The 18,002-nt window shown below is 70.7% G+C and carries 18 protein-coding genes and 1 pseudogene; 13 read left to right on the forward strand and 6 right to left on the reverse strand.

Annotated features, from left to right (window positions below; translation table 11 throughout):
• Positions 1 to 31 precede the first annotated feature (31 nt).
• The 4 genes from ACFU53_RS01810 (at position 32) to ACFU53_RS01825 (ending at position 2,966) form a co-directional block, all read left to right on the forward strand.
• Positions 32 to 784: an SDR family NAD(P)-dependent oxidoreductase gene (locus ACFU53_RS01810; protein ID WP_383984879.1), complete on the forward strand. Its 753-nt coding sequence runs from the start codon at positions 32 to 34 to the stop codon at positions 782 to 784.
• The gene (locus tag ACFU53_RS01815; protein WP_383984882.1) at positions 781 to 1,851 is read left to right on the forward strand and encodes a threonine aldolase family protein; all 1,071 of its coding nucleotides are present in this window, start codon (positions 781 to 783) and stop codon (positions 1,849 to 1,851) included. The genes ACFU53_RS01810 and ACFU53_RS01815 overlap by 4 nt, the downstream gene beginning before the upstream one ends.
• A 72-nt stretch (positions 1,852 to 1,923) precedes the next feature.
• Positions 1,924 to 2,517 carry a transglutaminase family protein gene (locus ACFU53_RS01820; RefSeq protein WP_383984885.1) on the forward strand — a complete coding sequence of 198 codons (594 nt, stop codon included), beginning with the start codon at positions 1,924 to 1,926 and terminating at the stop codon, positions 2,515 to 2,517.
• A gap of 95 nt (positions 2,518 to 2,612) precedes the next feature.
• On the forward strand, positions 2,613 to 2,966 hold the full coding sequence (locus ACFU53_RS01825) for a hypothetical protein (protein ID WP_383984888.1): 354 nt from the start codon (positions 2,613 to 2,615) through the stop codon (positions 2,964 to 2,966).
• A gap of 22 nt (positions 2,967 to 2,988) precedes the next feature.
• On the opposite strand, the gene ACFU53_RS01830 is transcribed toward ACFU53_RS01825, so the two are convergent.
• Both ACFU53_RS01830 and ACFU53_RS01835 read right to left on the reverse strand, forming a co-directional pair.
• On the reverse strand, positions 2,989 to 3,717 hold the full coding sequence (locus ACFU53_RS01830) for a lysophospholipid acyltransferase family protein (RefSeq protein ID WP_383984891.1): 729 nt from the start codon (positions 3,715 to 3,717) through the stop codon (positions 2,989 to 2,991).
• Between the two features lie 186 nt (positions 3,718 to 3,903).
• Positions 3,904 to 4,320, reverse strand: coding sequence for a DUF4395 domain-containing protein (locus ACFU53_RS01835; RefSeq protein WP_383984893.1), 417 nt, complete (start codon positions 4,318 to 4,320; stop codon positions 3,904 to 3,906).
• Between the two features lie 75 nt (positions 4,321 to 4,395).
• Here ACFU53_RS01835 and ACFU53_RS01840 point away from each other — a divergent pair, with 75 nt between their 5' ends.
• From ACFU53_RS01840 to ACFU53_RS01855, 4 genes are all read left to right on the forward strand, one after another.
• Positions 4,396 to 4,809 carry a thioredoxin family protein gene (locus ACFU53_RS01840; protein WP_383984896.1) on the forward strand — a complete coding sequence of 138 codons (414 nt, stop codon included), beginning with the start codon at positions 4,396 to 4,398 and terminating at the stop codon, positions 4,807 to 4,809.
• A gap of 181 nt (positions 4,810 to 4,990) precedes the next feature.
• On the forward strand, positions 4,991 to 5,500 hold the full coding sequence (locus ACFU53_RS01845) for a flavin reductase family protein (RefSeq protein ID WP_383984899.1): 510 nt from the start codon (positions 4,991 to 4,993) through the stop codon (positions 5,498 to 5,500).
• Positions 5,501 to 5,705: 205 nt separating this feature from the next.
• On the forward strand, positions 5,706 to 6,491 hold the full coding sequence (locus ACFU53_RS01850; protein WP_383984902.1) for an electron transfer flavoprotein subunit beta/FixA family protein: 786 nt from the start codon (positions 5,706 to 5,708) through the stop codon (positions 6,489 to 6,491).
• Positions 6,492 to 6,580: 89 nt separating this feature from the next.
• Positions 6,581 to 7,543, forward strand: a complete 963-nt coding sequence (locus tag ACFU53_RS01855) for an electron transfer flavoprotein subunit alpha/FixB family protein (protein ID WP_383984905.1) — start codon at positions 6,581 to 6,583, stop codon at positions 7,541 to 7,543.
• Between the two features lie 57 nt (positions 7,544 to 7,600).
• Here the strand turns inward: ACFU53_RS01855 and ACFU53_RS01860 are convergent, their stop codons facing one another.
• Positions 7,601 to 8,506, reverse strand: a complete 906-nt coding sequence (locus ACFU53_RS01860) for an endonuclease/exonuclease/phosphatase family protein (protein ID WP_383984908.1) — start codon at positions 8,504 to 8,506, stop codon at positions 7,601 to 7,603.
• A gap of 191 nt (positions 8,507 to 8,697) precedes the next feature.
• On the opposite strand from ACFU53_RS01860, the gene ACFU53_RS01865 reads away from it, so the two are divergent.
• Both ACFU53_RS01865 and ACFU53_RS01870 read left to right on the forward strand, forming a co-directional pair.
• The gene (locus ACFU53_RS01865; protein WP_383984911.1) at positions 8,698 to 10,002 is read left to right on the forward strand and encodes a DUF6986 family protein; all 1,305 of its coding nucleotides are present in this window, start codon (positions 8,698 to 8,700) and stop codon (positions 10,000 to 10,002) included.
• Between the two features lie 257 nt (positions 10,003 to 10,259).
• Positions 10,260 to 11,433: pseudogene (locus ACFU53_RS01870) on the forward strand (RNA-guided endonuclease InsQ/TnpB family protein).
• Between the two features lie 151 nt (positions 11,434 to 11,584).
• Here the strand turns inward: ACFU53_RS01870 and ACFU53_RS01875 are convergent.
• On the reverse strand, positions 11,585 to 12,358 hold the full coding sequence (locus ACFU53_RS01875; protein WP_383984914.1) for a hypothetical protein: 774 nt from the start codon (positions 12,356 to 12,358) through the stop codon (positions 11,585 to 11,587).
• Positions 12,359 to 12,361: 3 nt separating this feature from the next.
• On the reverse strand, positions 12,362 to 13,411 hold the full coding sequence (locus ACFU53_RS01880) for a LacI family DNA-binding transcriptional regulator (RefSeq protein WP_383984917.1): 1,050 nt from the start codon (positions 13,409 to 13,411) through the stop codon (positions 12,362 to 12,364).
• 253 nt (positions 13,412 to 13,664) lie between these two features.
• Here ACFU53_RS01880 and ACFU53_RS01885 point away from each other — a divergent pair, with 253 nt between their 5' ends.
• From ACFU53_RS01885 to ACFU53_RS01895, 3 genes are all read left to right on the forward strand, one after another.
• Positions 13,665 to 14,621, forward strand: a complete 957-nt coding sequence (locus ACFU53_RS01885) for an ROK family protein (protein ID WP_383984920.1) — start codon at positions 13,665 to 13,667, stop codon at positions 14,619 to 14,621.
• 342 nt (positions 14,622 to 14,963) lie between these two features.
• Positions 14,964 to 15,236, forward strand: a complete 273-nt coding sequence (locus ACFU53_RS01890) for a hypothetical protein (protein ID WP_383984923.1) — start codon at positions 14,964 to 14,966, stop codon at positions 15,234 to 15,236.
• 172 nt (positions 15,237 to 15,408) lie between these two features.
• On the forward strand, positions 15,409 to 16,446 hold the full coding sequence (locus ACFU53_RS01895) for an NUDIX domain-containing protein (protein ID WP_383984926.1): 1,038 nt from the start codon (positions 15,409 to 15,411) through the stop codon (positions 16,444 to 16,446).
• A gap of 141 nt (positions 16,447 to 16,587) precedes the next feature.
• Here the strand turns inward: ACFU53_RS01895 and ACFU53_RS01900 are convergent, their stop codons facing one another.
• Positions 16,588 to 17,943 carry a dipeptidase gene (locus ACFU53_RS01900; RefSeq protein WP_383984928.1) on the reverse strand — a complete coding sequence of 452 codons (1,356 nt, stop codon included), beginning with the start codon at positions 17,941 to 17,943 and terminating at the stop codon, positions 16,588 to 16,590.
• Between the last annotated feature and the right edge of the window lie 59 nt (positions 17,944 to 18,002).

Here is an 18,002-nt window from a genome sequence, read left to right on the forward strand (position 1 = left end):
CGTCACAGTCGCTGCTCAGGAGGCGAAGACCATGCAGAACGGCAACGGTGCACTGAGCGGTGCGGTGATCGCGGTGGCAGGGGCGGGCGGACCCGCCGGCCGGGCGGCCCTGCTGCGGCTGGCCGACGCGGGGGCGATCGTCGTCGGCTCGGACAACGACCCCGAGCGGCTCTCCGAGGCCGTCGACGCGGCCCGCTACGCGCACGGCGGCGCCACCGTCGTGGGCGACACGGTCGACCTGCTGGACCTCCAGTCGACCCGTGACTGGGCCACCCGTATCGAGAAGGACTTCGGGCGGGTCGACGGCCTCGTCCACCTCGTCGGCGGCTGGCGCGGCAGCGAGACCTTCACCAGGACCAGCCTCGACGACTGGGACTTCCTGGAGATGCTGCTCATCCGCACTGTGCAGCACACCTCCCTCGCCTTCCACGAGGCCCTGCAGCGCAGCGAGCGCGGCCGATACGTTCTGATCAGCGCAGCCGGCGCCAGCAGGCCCACCGCGGGCAACGCCGCCTACGCCGCAGCCAAGGCCGCCGCCGAGGCGTGGACGCTGGCCACGGCTGACTACTTCCGCAAGGCGGGCGGGCCGGACGGGCCGACCTCCGCGGCTGCCATCCTGGTGGTGAAGGCACTGGTGCACGACGCGATGCGCGCCGACCGCCCCAACGCGAAGTTCGCGGGCTTCACCGACGTCAAGGAGCTGGCCGAGGCCATCGCCGGCGTCTGGGAGACGCCCGCCGCCGAAGTGAACGGAAACCGTCTGTGGCTGACCGACAAGCCGTGAACCCTCCGAAGACCGACGCCCACCGCCATCACGACCCGGAGATCCGCGGCTTCGCCAGCGACAACTACGCGGGTGTCCACCCCGAGGTGCTCGCCGCCCTGGCCCTGGCCAACGGCGGGCACCAGGTCGCGTACGGCGAGGACGAGTACACCGAGAACCTCCAGCGGATCGTCCGCAGCCACTTCGGCGCCACCGCCGAGGCCTTTCCGGTCTTCAACGGCACCGGCGCCAACGTCGTCGCGCTCCAGGCCGTCACCGACCGATGGGGCGCGGTGATCTGCGCCGAGAGCGCGCACATCCACGTCGACGAGTGCGGGGCGCCCGAGCGGGTCGGCGGGCTGAAGCTGCTCACCGTGCCCACGCCCGACGGCAAGCTCACGCCCGAGCTGATCGACCGGCAGGCGTACGGCTGGGACGACGAGCACCGCGCGATGCCGCAGGTCGTCTCGATCACCCAGAGCACCGAACTCGGCACCCTCTACACGCCCGAGGAGATCCGCGCGATCTGCGAGCACGCCCACGCGCACGGCATGAAGGTGCATCTGGACGGCTCCCGGATAGCCAACGCCGCCGCCTCCCTGAACGTCCCGATGCGTACGTTCACCAACGCGGCCGGTGTCGACCTCCTCTCCCTGGGCGGCACCAAGAACGGCGCGATGTTCGGCGAGGCGGTCGTCGTCATCAACCAGGACGCCGTCCGCCACATGAAGCACCTGCGCAAGCTGTCCATGCAGCTCGCCTCCAAGATGCGTTTCGTGTCGGTGCAGTTGGAGGCCCTGCTGTCGAAGGATCTCTGGCTGCGCAACGCCCGCCACTCCAACGAGATGGCGCAGCGGCTCGCAGAGGGCGTCCGCGCGGTCCACGGCGTGGAGATCCTGCACCCCGTGCAGGCCAACGCCGTCTTCGCCCGCCTCCCGCACGACGTCAGCGAACGCCTCCAGAAGCGCTACCGCTTCTACTTCTGGGACGAGGCCGCGGGCGATGTCCGCTGGATGTGCTCCTTCGACACGACCGAGGAGGACGTGGACGGGTTCGTGGCGGCGCTCAAGGAGGAGATGGCCCGCTGAAGACTGCATAGATATACGGTCACCCGAAAAGTCATTGACTCTCGGGTGATCGTTTTCCTATGCTCTGCAGGCATGGAGCTGATGCAGCAAAACTCTGACCTGTCCGCGTACTTGGCCGCCGACGAGGTCATCGACCATGACCACCCCCGCGTACGGGCGACGGCCGCCCGGCTCGCCAAGGGCGCGACCGACTCGTATGACTATGCGCGAGCGGCCTACGAGTTCGTGCGCGACACCATTCCCCACTCGGCCGACTCGGGCGACCCGCGCGTCACCTGGCGCGCCTCCGACGTCCTGGAGCAGGGCACCGGCATCTGCTACGCCAAGGCCCACGCGCTGACCGCACTGCTGCGCGCCGAGGACATCCCCACCGCGCTCTGCTACCAACGGCTGGCGCACGACGACGGCGACGGACACGCCGTCCACGGCCTGGTCGCGGTGCGCTTCAACGGGTACTGGCACCGTCAGGATCCGCGCGGCAACAAACCGGGTGTGAACGCCCGGTTCTCGCTGGAGGGAGAGGAGTTGGCGTGGGTGCCCGATCCCGATGCCGACGAGCGGGACTACCCGGTCCTGTACGCCGCACCGCATCCGGCGGTACTCGACGTCCTCAAGGCCGCCGCCGACCGGCCGCACCTCTGGCGAACGCTCCCCACGGAACTCTGAGGTCCCTGTGGGTGCCGGGCTCTGTGACACTCCTGTTGCCGGAGGTGTGGCTTCCGTCATAGGCCGCCGCCGAGCCGAAGTGATCGACTCGGCGGATGCGTGAAGCGGGGCGGGTCCAGCGGTTCCTGGTGAGATCGGAGCGCCATCAGCGCGCGGACGTGCGTGCGGCCTTGGTGCTGGGCGCCGTGGACCTCGCCGTCATCGGCTGGGTCCTGATGATCGGCATCGACGGTGTCTTCACCGAGGACTGGCTGCCCTACCCGGGGATGATGGCCCCGGAGGGCGAGACGTACCAGCAGGACTCCGTGGCCTTCCTCCACCGGTTGGCGGCCGGAGGCGTCGGGCTCGCCCTGGTCTGCCGACTGTGGCTCACCGCCGTGGTGCACCTGGTCGTGCTCAACTTCGGGGCGGGCTTCATCGGGTCCCTGTCCACCTACTGGAACCCGTGAAGCCCACGCCGGGCGAGGGGGGTCAGCGGGCCTCGGCCTCGCGGACCTGTTCCGGGGTCGGGGCCGTGCCGCCGAGGTGGGCGGGCATCCACCAGGTGTCGTCCGGGCCCTTGGGGCGGACGGGGTAGGCGCGCTGGGCGGCCTCCAGCAACTCCTGGACACGCTCGCGGAGCTGGCGGGTGATGGCGCCCGCGTACTTGTCCTTGGAGGCCTCTATCGCCTCGCCGACCCGGATGGTGATCGGGATGTGGCTGCGCTTGAAGTTGCGCGGGTGGCCCTTGGTCCACAGCCGCTGCGTGCCCCACACGGCCATCGGGATCAGCGGGACGCCCGCCTCCTGGGCCAGCCGGGCCGCGCCCGACTTGAAGCTCTTCAGGGTGAACGACTGCGAGATGGTGGCCTCGGGGAAAACGCCGATGATCTCGCCGGAGCGCAGCGAGTCCAGCGCGTGCGCGTAGGCCGCCTCACCCTGCTTGCGGTCCACCGGGATGTGCCGCATGTTGCGCATCAGCGGACCGGAGATCCTGTGGCGGAACACCGACTCCTTGGCCATGAAGCGCACCAGACGCTTCTGCGGCAGCGCCGCCAGACCGTCGAAGATGAAGTCCAGGTAGCTGATGTGATTGCTCACCAGCACCGCGCCGCCCGAGCGCGGGATGTTCTCCGACCCCTTGCAGTCGATCTTCAGGTCCCATGCCTTGAACAGGGTGACGGCGAGACCGACTGCGGGACGGTAGACAAGCTCTGCCATGGGCGGAGTGGACCCTTCTCTCTGCCTGGGAAGGGGGCTCCCGGCGGGAAGTTACGCAGCCGTAGGTTTACGGCATCTCGCAGATCGTGCCCCAAGAACGCACGAGTAGCCAGTCCTGACGCAGGCCGAGGGCGAGATTCTCGTCACGTCGGACACATGGCCGATCGTCGGAAGTTCACCCGGTCTTTACTCGGTACGTACCGTCACCCGCCGGATGAGCAGGTACATTTCGCACCCCAGGCAGTACCCGAACACCGCGTTCAGGAAGGCGGCCGCGAGCGCCGCGCCGGTCGCCGTCAGCCCCAGCCACTCGGGCCCCACCGTGAAACCGACCAGGCCCGGCGCCGCGAAGACCAGCCCGACCGCCTGCGCGAACCGCGGCGGCTCCGGCGCCTCGAACTCCGTGGGCCGCCCGATCCGGGGCCGCACGAGGGTGCGGAAGACCAAGCCGTACGGCGAACGCCCCACCCCGCCCGCCGCGCCCAGCGCGAACGCGAACGTCTGCCAGGCCAGTAGCCAGCCACTGCCGGTGATCAGCACGACCGCCAGCACCACGGTCGTCACGGCCGCCCCGAAGCGCGGGCCCCTCACATCGATGTCCATGCGTCAAGCATTCCGCAGGCCAATCTCCGTGGGGAGCCGGGAATCTTTGCAGTCTCGTGAACGCTGACGCACGCTGTGACCGGACTTGTGGTGTGTGGACTGGTGCTCGCCGCGGCGAGCGTCTACGGAGTGCTGCATCAGCGGCGGAGCGGGAGAGTCAGGGTGCGCGGGCGGGACGGCGACAAGCTGCTCGGCGCGGCGGAGTTGGGGGAGGGGCTCGGCGAACGGGCCACGCTCGTCCAGTTCTCCAGCGCCTTCTGCGCCCCCTGCCGGTCGACCCGCAGGGTGCTCGCCGAAGTGGCCGGAATGGTCCCCGGCGTCGCCCATGTGGAGATCGATGCCGAGGAACACCTCGACCTCGTGCGCCGCCTGGACATCCTCAAGACGCCGACCGTGCTCGTGCTCGACGCGGACGGCCGGATCGTGCGCAGGGCAACCGGACAGCCGCGCAAGGCGGATGTGATCGCCGCACTCGGCGAGGCCGTGTGAAGCCGCATGTCGGAACGCACTTGACTGGGCGCCGCACCTCTCGTCAGCCTGACCGTATGCCCCGAGAACTCCTTCTCTTCGAGCGCGTCCATGTGGATTTGGTCCGCACGGCGAGTTCGTGCTGTCCGGGAACCTGAGCAATCACGGACCAGCCCGTCGACTCCGACAGAAGGACAACTCCATGACGGCCACCTCCGGCCTCGGTTCGCCCCAGCTCGCCTCCCCCGACCTCCTGCGCTCCGTCTTCAGGCGCCATGCCGCCGGCGTCGCCGTGATCACCGCACAGAACGGCGCCGGCCCGGTCGGCTTCACCGCCACCTCGCTCACCTCGGTCTCCGCCGAGCCTCCGCTGCTCTCGTTCGGCATCGGCACGGGAGCCTCCAGCTGGCCGGTGATCTCCGAGGCGGAGCACGTGGGCGTGCACATACTCGGGGAGCACCAGCGGGAGCTGGCCGCCACCTTCGCCCGCAGCGGAGCCGACCGGTTCGGGGCGCCCACCGGATGGCGTAGCGGCCCGGAGGGAGTTCCCGTTCTCGACGACGTGCTCGCCTGGCTGGTCTGCCGGGTGGTGGCGCGCGTTCCGGCGGGCGAGCACCGGATCGTCCTCGCCGAGGTGGTCCTGGGCGATCCGTCGGGCGCCGGGCAGCCGCTGCTGTACCACCAGGGCCGCTTCAACGGTCTGCGAGACTGATTTCCCGCACGATTACGCAGGGTTGCCTAACTCACAGTTCAAAGCGCTTGCTTAGCGGGCACGAAATGCGGGAACGTAGGCGTCGTACTGGCGAGTAATATTTCGATCGGGGTGCAGGTCGCCCCGATCGGGATCGGCCGCTTCAGGCGCCTATGCTGCCTGGAAGAAGGCAGCCCAGAAATGACGATGCAGTAGGAGAGCCGGCGTGAGCTTGAGGATCGTTGTCACTGTGAAGTACGTGCCCGACGCCACTGGCGATCGGCACTTCGCCGATGACCTGACCGTCGACCGTGACGACGTGGACGGTCTGCTCTCCGAGCTGGACGAGTACGCGGTGGAGCAGGCGCTGCAGATCGCCGACGAGGCCGACGACGCCGAGATCACCGTGCTGACCGTGGGCCCGGAGGACGCCAAGGACGCGCTGCGCAAGGCGCTGTCGATGGGCGCGGACAAGGCCATCCACGTCGAGGACGACGACCTGCACGGTACCGACGCGATCGGCACCTCGCTGGTGTTGGCGAAGGCGATCGAGAAGGCCGGTTACGACCTGGTGATCTCCGGCATGGCCTCCACGGACGGCACGATGGGCGTCGTGCCCGCGCTGCTGGCCGAGCGTCTGGGTGTTCCGCAGGTCACGCTGCTGTCCGAGATCTCCGTCGAGGACGGCACGGTGAAGGGCCGCCGTGACGGCGACGCAGCCTCCGAGCAGTTGGAGGCTTCGCTTCCGGCCGTGGTGTCGGTCACCGACCAGTCGGGTGAGGCGCGTTACCCGTCGTTCAAGGGGATCATGGCGGCGAAGAAGAAGCCGGTGCAGTCCTGGGACCTGTCGGACCTCGACATCGAGGCCGAGGAAGTCGGTCTGGAAGGCGCCTGGACGGCTGTCGACTCCGCTGCCGAGCGCCCGGCGCGTACCGCGGGCACGATCGTCAAGGACGAGGGCGAGGGCGGCAAGCAGCTCGCCGAGTTCCTCGCGGGCCAGAAGTTCATCTAGGCCCAGCGGCCCGCCGCGACCCGACGGTCCGGCCGAGGCCCGACTCCCTTACCGCCCCTCAAGCCTTCGCAATCCGCAGGAGCATTCCCATGGCTGAAGTTCTCGTCTACGTCGATCACGTGGACGGTGCCGTCCGCAAGCCCACCCTCGAACTGCTGACCCTGGCCCGCCGTATCGGCGAGCCCGTCGCCGTCGCGCTGGGCAACGGCGCCGCGGACACCGCCGCCGCCCTCGCCGAGCACGGCGCGGTCAAGGTCCTCACCCACGACGCCGCCGAGTACGCCGACTACCTGGTCGTACCCAAGGTCGACGCGCTGCAGGCCGCGGTCGAGGCCGTGTCCCCGGCCGCCGTCCTCGTCCCGTCCTCCGCCGAGGGCAAGGAGATCGCCGCGCGTCTCGCGGTGCGCATCGGCTCCGGCATCATCACCGACGCCATCGACCTGGAAGCCTCGGACGAGGGCCCGGTGGCCACCCAGTCGGTGTTCGCCGCGTCCTTCACCACCAAGTCCCGCATCGCCAAGGGCACCCCGGTCATCACCGTCAAGCCCAACTCCGCCGCCGTCGAGGCCGCCCCGGCCGCCGGCGCGGTCGAGGCACTGGCCGTGACGTTCGGCGCGCTGGCCACCGGCACCAAGGTCACCGGCCGCACCCCGCGCCAGTCCACCGGCCGCCCGGAGCTGACCGAGGCCGCGATCGTCGTCTCCGGCGGCCGCGGCGTCAACGGCACCGAGAACTTCGCCCTCATCGAGGCCCTCGCCGACTCCCTCGGCGCGGCCGTCGGCGCCTCCCGCGCGGCCGTCGACGCCGGCTGGTACCCGCACACCAACCAGGTCGGCCAGACCGGCAAGTCCGTCTCGCCGCAGCTGTACATCGCCAACGGCATCTCCGGCGCCATCCAGCACCGCGCCGGCATGCAGACCTCCAAGACGATCGTCGCCGTCAACAAGGACGCCGAAGCCCCGATCTTCGACCTCGTCGACTACGGCGTCGTCGGCGACCTCTTCGACGTCGTCCCCCAGCTCACCGAGGAGATCAACACCCGTAAGGGCTGAGCCTCCTGAGTCGTCCGAGGCCCCCGCGACCGCACGAACGGTCACGGGGGCCTCGGCTCATCCCAGGGTCAGCGAGGCCTGCACCGGCAGATGGTCGCTCGGGTACATCCCGTCGACGGAGAAGGTGTTCATCGCCGCCCAGTGCGTGGTCACCCCGGGCGAGGTCAGGATCCAGTCGATGCGCCGGCCACCGGGCTTGAGCCCCCGATAGCCGTGGTAGGTCGCGTACGCCTGGCTGCGCGAGTCCGCCGTGTCCCAGGCGTCGACGAGGCCGATGTCCAGCATCAGGTCGTACACCCGGTTGTCGTGGGCGGCCGCGTTGAAGTCGCCCATGACGATGACCGGCGCTGACGGGTCCCACCCGGCGATCGTCTCGCCGATGAGCCCTGCGGAGCGCTCCCGTGCGTACTGGCTGACGCTGTCCAGATGGGTGTTGAGGACGTAGAACTCCCGTCCCCCGTCGGCGAGATCGGCGAACTTCACCCAGGTCACCATGCGCAGCCAGTCCGCGTCCCAGGTGTTGGAGGCGATGGCGTACGGGGTGTCGGACAGCCAGAAGTGATCGAACTCGATCGGGTCGAGTCTGCGGGTGTCGTAGAAGATCGCCATGAACTCGTCCTTGCTGCCGCCCCCTCGGCCGGTACCGATCCAGTCGTAGTGCCCGCCGAGATCCTTCTCGATCATGCGCAGCTGCTGGTAGAGCCCCTCCTGGGTGCCGATGACGTGCGGTCGCTCGCGGCGCAGCAGCTGCCGCATCACCGGGCGGCGCACGGCCCAGCGCGGTGTCTTGTCGACGACGGTCGCGAAGCGCACGTTGAACGTCATCACGTTCAGGGCGCCCGCGTACTCACCGGCTGACGCCGGCTGTGACGAGCCCGCCGTGGTCAGCAGCGGCACGGCGATGGCGGCGGCCGCCGCGGATTTGAGTCCTTGGCGGCGCGTCACTCCGACCTCTTTCGGCACGCGATCTCCCTCCTTTGTGAGTCAGGATGAATCTTGCCTGACTAATACGGAAGAAGACGGCGGGATAGCAGTGACCAGCGGGAGAGCATGGGGAATCCCACTTCGAGACGGTGTTGACCGGGGTGAAGGCCGACAGATAGCTTCGATATGCGGATTGTTGATTCCGCAGTGCGGAAAATGGAGGGTTTGAAATGGGGCAGGGCCGGCAGGAGAACGTGGCGACGAGTCTCGCGGGCGCCGTCAGCGAGGAGATCAGTGCCTCCCTCGCCCCCGTCGACGCGGAGCTGGAGCGCCGCTACCCGGGCGACCCGGGCACCCGTCAGCCCGTGCACACCGTCTACGTCCCCGGTGACGTCTTCGCCGCCGACACCCTCCGCACCTGGGGCGACCGGGCCCTCGCCGCCCTCGACGAGCACGCCCCCGACGCCGCCTCCTTCGCCGCCGTCCTCGGCCTCGACGACAGCCTCGCCGGGCCCGTGTACGACCGCGTCCGCGCCAAGCTGGTGCGCGAGCCGATCGAGGACCTGCGCGTCGACTTCGAGGACGGCTACGGGCCGCGTCCGGACGCCGAGGAGGACGAGGCCGCCGCCCGCGCCGCCCGGCTGATCGCGGAGGCGTACGCCAAGGGCACGGCAGCCCCGTACATGGGCATCCGCATGAAATGCATGGAGGCGCCGGTACGCGACCGGGGCATCCGCACCCTCGACATCTTCCTCACCGGCCTGCTGGAGACCGGCGGCCTGCCCGACGGACTCGTCCTGACCCTGCCCAAGGTGACGTACGCCGAGCAGGTCACCGCCATGGTCCGGCTCCTCGAAGCCTTCGAGAAGGCGCGCGGCCTGGAGCCCGGCCGGATCGGCTTCGAGATCCAGATCGAGACCAGCCAGTCCATCCTCGCCGCCGACGGCACCGCGACCGTCGCCCGCATGATCGACGCCGCCGAGGGTCGCGCCACCGGTCTGCACTACGGCACCTTCGACTACAGCGCCTGCCTCGGCGTCTCCGCCGCCCACCAGGCCAGCGACCACCCGGCCGCCGACCACGCCAAGGCGATCATGCAGGTCGCGGCGGCCGGCACCGGCGTCCGCGTCTCCGACGGCTCCACCAACGTCCTGCCGGTCGGCCCGACCGAGAAGGTCCACGACGCCTGGCGACTGCACTACGGCCTCACCCGCCGCGCCCTCGCCCGCGCCTACTACCAGGGCTGGGACATGCACCCCGGCCACATCCCCACGCGCTACGCGGCCGTCTTCGCCTTCTACCGCGAAGGCTACGAACAGGCCGCCGCCCGCCTCTCCCGATACGCCAACCGCGCCGGCGGCGACGTGATGGACGAGCCCGCGACCGCCAAGGCCCTCAGCGGTTATCTGCTGCGGGGCCTGGACTGCGGCGCCCTCGACATCGACGAGGTGTCCGAGGCGACCGGCCTGACCCGCGCCGGCCTGGAGGGCTTCGCGGCGCCCAGGCGGGCGGATCTGACGATCTCCGGCCAGTAGGCGGGTGGGCGGGTCAAGTGGGCGGGACACGTGGCCAAGTAGCGGCCCTGTGGCAGATCGGACGGCTCCTCGTACCGTGGCGTGGAGCAGCTCGGACGCGGTCGGATTCGACCACGGTGACATAAGCCATATGGCACAGTGATCGCGTGAGTACGGAACGTGCGCGGGAGAAGCGGCAGTTCGGGCATCGTGCCCGGCTGGCGCTGACACCTGTGCAGGTCCGGCTCGTCGATTCCCAGGCACACGCGGCCCGAGCGATGTGGAACCTGCTGCACGACTGGTGGACGATGCTCCCGAAGGAGAAGCGTTCACTGGCCGCTGCCGATGCGGCGATCCGCCAGGCCCGCAAGGACATCGGCTGGCTTGCCGTCCTCCCGGCCCAGGGCGCCCAGGCCGTTTTGAAGACGCACTTCAAGGCGTGGAAGAATTGCTGGGACGGCCGCGCCGACGCGCCTGGCTTTCAAGACACGCTGCCGGTCCGTGATGAGCGTGGACATCCCCCAGGGGCGCGACCTGCAGATCACGCGGGTACACCGCCGCTGGGGCATGGTCAACATCCCCAAAGTAGGCCGGGTCCGCTTCCGCTGGACCAAGGACCTCCCGGTCGCCAAGAACGCGGACGTCGGCAACCGGATCACCGGCGCCCGGCTGGTGAAGGACGCGCTTGGCTGGCATATCGCATTCCGCGTCCAGACCCTTGAAGGCGTAGCCGAGCCGCACACCGGCCCCGAGGCCGGCATCGATATGGGTGTCACCGTCCCCCTGGCCTTGTCGGACGGGGACACCAAGACCCACGGCACGTGGCTGACCGAGAAGGAACAGGCCAAGTTGCTTCGGCTGGAGCAGCGCGCCGCACACCGCAAGAGCTTCCGCAAGCGGGGAGATTGCACCTCGAACCGGCTGAAGCGGACGTACGACCAGATCGCTTGCCTTCGCGCGACAGCCAAGCACAGGGCGAGTGACTGGCAGCACCAGACCACCACCGACATCGCCCGGACATACGGCGTGATCGTGGTGGAGGACCTGGCCATCACGAACATGACCAAGAGCGTCAGGGGAACCGTCGAGAACCCGGGAAAGAACGTTGCGCAGAAGTCCGGCCTCAACCGCGCCATCAGCGGCGAGGCATGGGGCCGGACCGTCACTCTGCTGACGTACAAGGCCGTCCGCCACGGCGGCGCCCTGCACAAGGTTCCCGCTCCCGGCACCTCAAGGCGCTGCTCCGCCTGCGGCTTCACCACCCAGGGCAGCCGTGAGAGCCAGGCCGTCTTCGTGTGCAAGAACGCCGACTGCGGGTGGGTGGGCAATGCCGACTACAACGCGGCCCGGAACATCTTGCACCTGTACCGGATGGGCCTCGCGCTCGTCCCGGCTGCCGGGAGGGCAGTCGTCAGGCGCCCTCGTGGCGTCAAGCCCGCCACCGCAAGGTAGGAGGGAATCTCCTGGCTTCAGCCGGGAGAGCACTTCAATGCCAGCAGAACCTGGGCCGGGAACGGGTGCCGGGCCGCAGCCCCGAAGGGCGGCGACAACGACGCCCCGGTGCCCGGCCTCCCGGTCTGCTGAGGCCGGGCCGGGATCAGCCTCAGCCGTACGACCGAGGGTGCGGCCGTACGTACTGCTCCAGACCCGACACCGTCGTCCACCTCTGCTCGGCGAACAGCTCCCTGCCCCGCGCGCACAGCCCTCGGTCGCCACGCGCCCGGGCGCAGAACTCGTCCGGGGTGGCGCCGAACAGTTCGCGCAACTCGGCGGACGCGGCGAGGAGTTCGGTGATCAGCGGGCGCTGGCGGCCCGGGTGGGAGCGCGGGCCGGGGCCGCCGTCGTGCAGGACGCCCCACCGGTTGACGTAGATCCAGGCGTGGTCGAGGAGTTCGCCCGACTCCAGCTCGACACGGAAGTCGGCGGCGGGCAGGACGGCCCGCCGGAAGTTGCCGGTCGGTGAGTCGACGCCCTCGCTCGCGTCGACCACGGCGAGCTGCGCCTCGTCGAGCCAGGTGATGAACAGTTCGCCGGTGGAGCCGGGGGAGTGGAAGGGCGAGGCGGACATGTAGCCGAGCAGGCTGACGTGCGCGGAGACGCCGATCCCGATGCCCGTGACCCTGGCCCTGACCATGGGGATCCGGCACTCGACGCCGCGCTCGGCCATCTTGTGCACGAGCTGCGCGGGGCAGGCGTTGGAGCCGACCGAGAGGACCGGGACACGGTCCCCGAAGACGAGCGAGTCCAGCGGCAGCATCCGGTTGCCGTCCAGGAGCGCGGACTCGGCAGGCCATGCGCCCGGATAGCTCAGCGGGTCCTCGCGCGGCGCCACGGCGAGGCCGAGCGCTTCGAGCGTACGGGGGTCGGGGGCTTCCAAGGGTCAGTCCGCAGGCGGGAGTTCGCCCGAGCCGCGGGTGATCAGCCGGGTCGGCAGCTCGATGCGCTCGGGGGCGACGAGGGAGCCGTCCAGCTGCTGGAAGAGGCGCTCGGCGGCGGTGCGGCCCAGCCGGGCGGGGTCCTGGGCGACGACCGTGATGCCCGGCCGGAGCAGATCGGCCAGCTCGAAGTCGTCGAAGCCGACGAGGGCGACGGGACGGGTGTGCTCGGCGAGGACGCGTACGACCGTCACCGTCACCCGGTTGTTGCCCGCGAAGACCGCCGTGACGGGCGACGGGCCGGACAGCATCTCCTCGGCCGCCCTGCGGACCCGGTCGGGATCGGTGACGCCCAGCGACATCCACGCGTCCTCGACGTGTATGCCCGCATCCTCCATGGCCGCCCGGTAGCCGCGCAGCCGCTCGGCGGCGGTGTGAATGCGGGGCATGTCGCCGATGAAGCCGATGCGGCGGTGGCCGTGGGCGATGAGGTGGGCCACGCCGTCGCGGGCCCCGCCGAAGCTGTCCGACAGCACGACATCGGCGTCGATCCGCCCGGCCGGGCGGTCCACGAACACCGTGGCGACGCCCGCCCTGATCTCGGGCTCCAGATACCGGTGGTCGTCACCGGCCGGAATGATCACGAGCCCGTCGACCCGGCGGGCGCACAGCGCCAGCGCCAACTCCTGCTCGCGGTCCGGGTCCTCGGCGCTGGACCCGTTGATCAGCAGCGAGCCGTGGGCGCGGGACACCTCCTCCACCGCCCGGCTGAGGGGACCGTAGAACGGGTCGGCGAGGTCCTCCAGGACCAGGCCGATGCTGGCCGTACGGCCCTTGCGCAGCACCCGCGCGCTGTCGTTGCGCCGGAAGCCGAGTGCCTCGATCGCCTCCTGGACCCGGCGCTCGGTGTCCGGGGTGACGCCCGGCTCGCCGTTCACCACCCGGGAGACCGTCTTCAGACCCACCCCGGCCCGGGCCGCGACGTCCTTCATCGTGGGACGGTTGCCGTAGCGGTTCTCGGGGCGGCGGGCGATGCCGCCGGCGGTCTCGGGCACTATGCGCTGTCCTGTCCTGTCGTCCACGAGGTGTGGTCGGTGGTGTGCCGTGTCGGAATTGTGCGGCTGTTGAGGATGTGGCGTCGAGCATAGAGCCTGGACAACGTTGTCACAGCCGGGGGAGACTGTCTATCGCATTCTCTGGCCGGCGCCCCCCACCAGGCGAGCGTCGTGCTGCCGGTCCGGCCGGAGATCCGGGCGCCGCTTTGTTCGGGCGCCCGGTAGGAGACTCGCAGCGGGAGAACTGACACTGATGCAGACCGACCTCGTGGCCGCGCTCGACATCGGCGGCACCAAGATCGCCGGGGCGCTGGTGGACGGCCACGGCCGGATCCTGGTGCGCGCGCAGCGCCCGACGCCCGCGCAGGAGGACGGCGAGACCGTCATGCGGGCCGTCGAGGAGGTGCTCGGCGAACTGACCGCCGCCCCGCTGTGGGGCGGGGCCACGGCCGTCGGGATCGGCAGCGCCGGCCCGGTGGACGCCTCGGCCGGCACGGTGAGCCCGGTGAACGTCCCCGGGTGGCGCGGCTTCCCGCTCGTCGAGCGGGTCCGGGCGGCGACCGGCGGGTTGCCCCTCGAGCTGATCGGCGACGGCGTGGCCATCACTGCGGCCGAGCACTGGCAGGGCGCGGCGCGCGGGCACGACAACGCGCTGTGCATGGTCGTGTCGACGGGCGTCGGCGGTGGCCTCGTCCTCGGCGGGAAGCTGCACGCGGGCCCCACCGGGAACGCCGGCCACATCGGTCACATCAGCGTCGACCTCGACGGCGACGCCTGCCCGTGCGGCGCCCGCGGCTGCGTCGAGCGCATCGCGAGCGGGCCCAACATCGCCCGCCGCGCCCTGGAGAGCGGTTGGCGGCCGGGCCCCGACGGAGACAGCTCGGCCGCGGCGGTCGCCGCCGCCGCGCAGGCCGGTGACCCGATCGCCGTGGCCTCCTTCGAACGCGCCGCCCAGGCCCTCGCCGCCGGGATCGCCGCCACCGCCACCCTCGTCGAGATCGACATCGCCGTCATCGGCGGCGGCGTCGCGGGCGCCGGCGACGTCCTCTTCGCCCCCCTCCGCACCGCCCTCAAGGACTACGCCACCCTGTCCTTCGTCCAGCACCTCACCATCGCCCCCGCCGTGATGGGCACGGACGCGGGCCTGGTGGGAGCCGCCGCGGCGGCGCTGGCACGCCGGCCGAGCACGCCGGTGGCCGGTGTGGGGTGACCGCGGAGCGGTGGGGGAAGCGGGAGCGGGGAGGCAGATGTGCTCGCCGCGCTGCCAGGCAGGCCGGTGCCGGGAGGCCGCGCCGCGCTCCCGTCCGGTGGCCGGGCTGTGTTCCCGCGTTGTGCCGTGCGGCGTTCGCGCGGTGGGGGCTGCCGCGTTTCCGCCCTGCGGTCGTGCCGCGTTTCCGCCCCGTCCCGTGCGGCGTGCGTCCGGTGGCTCGGCCGCGCTTCGCCCCGTGGGTGTGCCGGGCTTCCCTCCCGTGTTCCGGGGTGAGCGCGGCGGTGGGGCGAAACGCCGGGAACCGGCCGTGACCCCACGGGGGCTTCGGCAGTTGAGCGGGGCATGAAGAAGCGCAGCATGCTCGCCATCGCCTCCCTCGCCACCGGTTTCGTCGTCGCGGCCATCACGCCGTCGCACGGTCTCGACGCCGGGGACCCGCTCGGGAAGACGGACGCGCTGAGCAAACTGGATGTCGAGGGCACGCTCGGCAAGGTCGGCAAGACGGTCGCCAGCGACAGCCTGGCGGTCGGCGAGGACGCCCTGGGGGGCCAGGAGGGCAAGGGCGGCAAGGAAGGCAAGGGCGGCAAGGGCGGCAAGGGCGGCAAGGAAGGCTGACGGCCTTGTAGCGGGCGGCGGATTCTCCCTTCGCCTCCCATCGCATCGCAGGCGGCGGGTCCCCCATTCGGTGGGGGACCCGCCGTCGTCGTATTTCGGCTCCTCCTCAGCGGCTGGTTTCCGTGGCGGAGTGGAGGGCAAGCCTCAGGGGGCCAACAGAAGAGGGGGAACCGTGATCGTCTGGATCAACGGTGCGTTCGGTGCGGGGAAGACCACCACCGCACGGGAACTGATCGAACTGATCCCGAACAGCACGCTCTTCGACCCCGAGGTCATCGGCGGCGCACTGACACACATGCTGCCGGCCAAACGCCTCGCCGAGGTCGGCGACTTCCAGGACCTGCCGAGCTGGCGCCGGCTCGTGGTCGACACCGCCGCCGCCCTGCTCGCCGAGCTGGGCGGCACCCTCGTGGTCCCCATGACCCTGCTCCGCCAGGAGTACCGCGACGAGATCTTCGGCGGCCTCGCCTCCCGCCGCATACCCGTACGGCATCTGCTCCTGGCCCCGGCCGAAACGATACTGCGAGAGCGAATAGCCGGGCGGGAGATACCGCCCGACCTCCCCGACGGGGAGATGCGGATGCGTCAATGGGCGTACGACCACATGGGGCCCTACCGCGCCGCGCTCAGCGGCTGGCTCACCGCCGATGCCCACCTCGTCGACACCGGCGCCCTCACCCCGTACGAGACGGCGCGGCGCATCGCCGACGCCGTGGCCGCCGACGACGTACCCGTGTGCGACATCGTGCAGACCCCCGAGCCGACCGCCGAGACGGTCGCCGCGGGGGTCCTGTTGTTCGACGAGGACGACCGGGTCCTGCTGGTCGATCCGACCTACAAGGCCGGCTGGGAGTTCCCCGGCGGGGTCGTGGAGGCCGGGGAGGCGCCGGCGCGGGCGGGTGTGCGTGAGGTCTTCGAGGAGACCGGTGTACGGCTGGACGACGTGCCCCGGCTGCTGGTCGTGGACTGGGAGTCGCCCGCGCCGCCCGGATACGGCGGACTGCGCCTGCTCTTCGACGGGGGCCGACTCGACACGAGCGGTGCCCAGCGGCCCGTGTTGCCCGGGCCCGAGTTGCGTGACTGGCGCTTCGTGACCGAGGAAGAGGCCGCGGATCTGCTGCCTCCGGTGCGGTACGAGCGGTTGCGGTGGGCTCTGCGGGCGCGGGAGCGGGGGGCTGCGCTGTACTTGGAGGCAGGGGTGCCGGTGTGACGGTTCGCCGCCGCCCTTCGAGAAGGTCGTGGGGCGGCTGCGGGTTGTTCGTGGTTGCTCGCGCCCAGGCGGCGGAGCCGCATTGTCACAGCCCCGCGCCCCTGAAAGGGCGCGGTACTGCACCCGCGTTGGATCGTTCGCTCAGTTCGCCGCGTAGTTGCGCAGGAACAGTGCCTCCGTGACCGACATGCGCTCCAACTCCTCCGGGGACACGCTCTCGTTGACCGCGTGGATCTGGGCCTCGGGTTCGCTGAGGCCGATGAGGAGGATCTCGGCGTCGGGGTAGAGGGCGGCGAGGGTGTTGCAGAGGGGGATGGAGCCGCCGTGGCCGGCGTACTGCATCTCCTGGCCCGGGTAGGCGACGGCCATGGCCGAGGCCATCGCCTCGTACGCCGGGCTGGAGGTGTCGGCCCGGAACGCCTGACCGTGGCCGATCAGTTCGCAGCTCACCCGGGCGCCCCACGGGGTGTGCGTCACCAGGTGGGTTTCGAGCAGCTTGATGCCGTCGGCGACGTCCACGCCCGGCGGAACGCGCAGGCCGATCAGCGCGCGGGCGCTCGCCTGGATCGACGGGGTCGCGCCGACGACGGGCGGGGCGTCGATGCCGAGCACGGTGGCGGCCGGGCGGGCCCAGATGCGGTCGGAGACCGTGTCGGCGCCGACCAGTTCCACGCCGTCGAGCACCTTGGCGTCCTTGCGGAACTGCGCGTCGTCGTACTGAAGGCCGTCCCACGCCCCGTCGCTCGCGAGTCCGTCGACCGTCGTCGTGCCGTCCTTCGCGCGCAGCGAGTCGAGTACGCGGATCAGCGCGGCCAGCGCGTCGGGCGCCGCGCCGCCGAACTGGCCCGAGTGCAGGTTGCCTTCGAGGGCGTCGATCTTCACTCGCATGAGGATCATGCCGCGCAGGGAGGAGGTGACCGTCGGCAGGCCTGCGCGGAAGTTACCCGCGTCGCCGATGACGACGGTGTCGGCGGCGAGCAACTCGGGGTGCGCCTCGGCATACTGCTGGAGGCCGCCCGTGCCCATCTCCTCGGAGCCCTCGGCGATGACCTTGATGTTGACGGGCACGCCGCCGTTCGCCTTCAGCGCCCGCAGCGCGAGCAGGTGCATGATCACGCCGCCCTTGCAGTCGGCCGCGCCGCGCCCGTACCAGCGGCCGTCGCGCTCGGTCAGCTCGAACGGCGGCGACACCCAGGCCGTCTCGTCCAGCGGTGGTTGCACGTCGTAGTGCGCGTAGAGGAGGACGGTCTTCGCGCCCTCGGGCCCCGGCAGGTAGCCGTACACGGACTGGGTGCCGTCGGGGGTGTCGAGCAGGGCCACGTCCTCGAAACCCTCGGCGCGCAGCGCGTCGGCGACCCAGTGCGCGGCGTCCTCGCTCTCGCCCCGCGGGTACTGGTCGAAGTCCGCCACCGACTTGAAGGCCACCAGTTCGGTGAGCTCCTCCTTCGCCCGGGGAATCAACGAGGCGACGGTCTCGGCGACCGGGTTCGACGGCATGGGCACGCTCCTCGTGGGTGCGACGTTGTCCTTGTGGGTATGTGGCTGCGTACGCGCTT

The organism is Streptomyces sp. NPDC057474 (genome assembly GCF_042802555.1).
Taxonomy (GTDB): Bacteria; Actinomycetota; Actinomycetes; order Streptomycetales; family Streptomycetaceae; genus Streptomyces.

Coding starts and splice junctions, on each gene's coding strand:
- ACFU53_RS01820 (WP_383984885.1), top strand. CDS start 1,924: ATGGAGCTGATGCAGCAAAACTCTGACCTGTCCGCGTACTTGGCCGCC.
- ACFU53_RS01825 (WP_383984888.1), top strand. CDS start 2,613: ATGCGTGAAGCGGGGCGGGTCCAGCGGTTCCTGGTGAGATCGGAGCGC.
- ACFU53_RS01890 (WP_383984923.1), top strand. CDS start 14,964: ATGAAGAAGCGCAGCATGCTCGCCATCGCCTCCCTCGCCACCGGTTTC.
- ACFU53_RS01865 (WP_383984911.1), top strand. CDS start 8,698: ATGGGGCAGGGCCGGCAGGAGAACGTGGCGACGAGTCTCGCGGGCGCC.
- ACFU53_RS01900 (WP_383984928.1), bottom strand. CDS start 17,943: ATGCCGTCGAACCCGGTCGCCGAGACCGTCGCCTCGTTGATTCCCCGG.
- ACFU53_RS01855 (WP_383984905.1), top strand. CDS start 6,581: ATGGCTGAAGTTCTCGTCTACGTCGATCACGTGGACGGTGCCGTCCGC.
- ACFU53_RS01835 (WP_383984893.1), bottom strand. CDS start 4,320: ATGGACATCGATGTGAGGGGCCCGCGCTTCGGGGCGGCCGTGACGACC.
- ACFU53_RS01810 (WP_383984879.1), top strand. CDS start 32: ATGCAGAACGGCAACGGTGCACTGAGCGGTGCGGTGATCGCGGTGGCA.
- ACFU53_RS01845 (WP_383984899.1), top strand. CDS start 4,991: ATGACGGCCACCTCCGGCCTCGGTTCGCCCCAGCTCGCCTCCCCCGAC.
- ACFU53_RS01830 (WP_383984891.1), bottom strand. CDS start 3,717: ATGGCAGAGCTTGTCTACCGTCCCGCAGTCGGTCTCGCCGTCACCCTG.
- ACFU53_RS01885 (WP_383984920.1), top strand. CDS start 13,665: ATGCAGACCGACCTCGTGGCCGCGCTCGACATCGGCGGCACCAAGATC.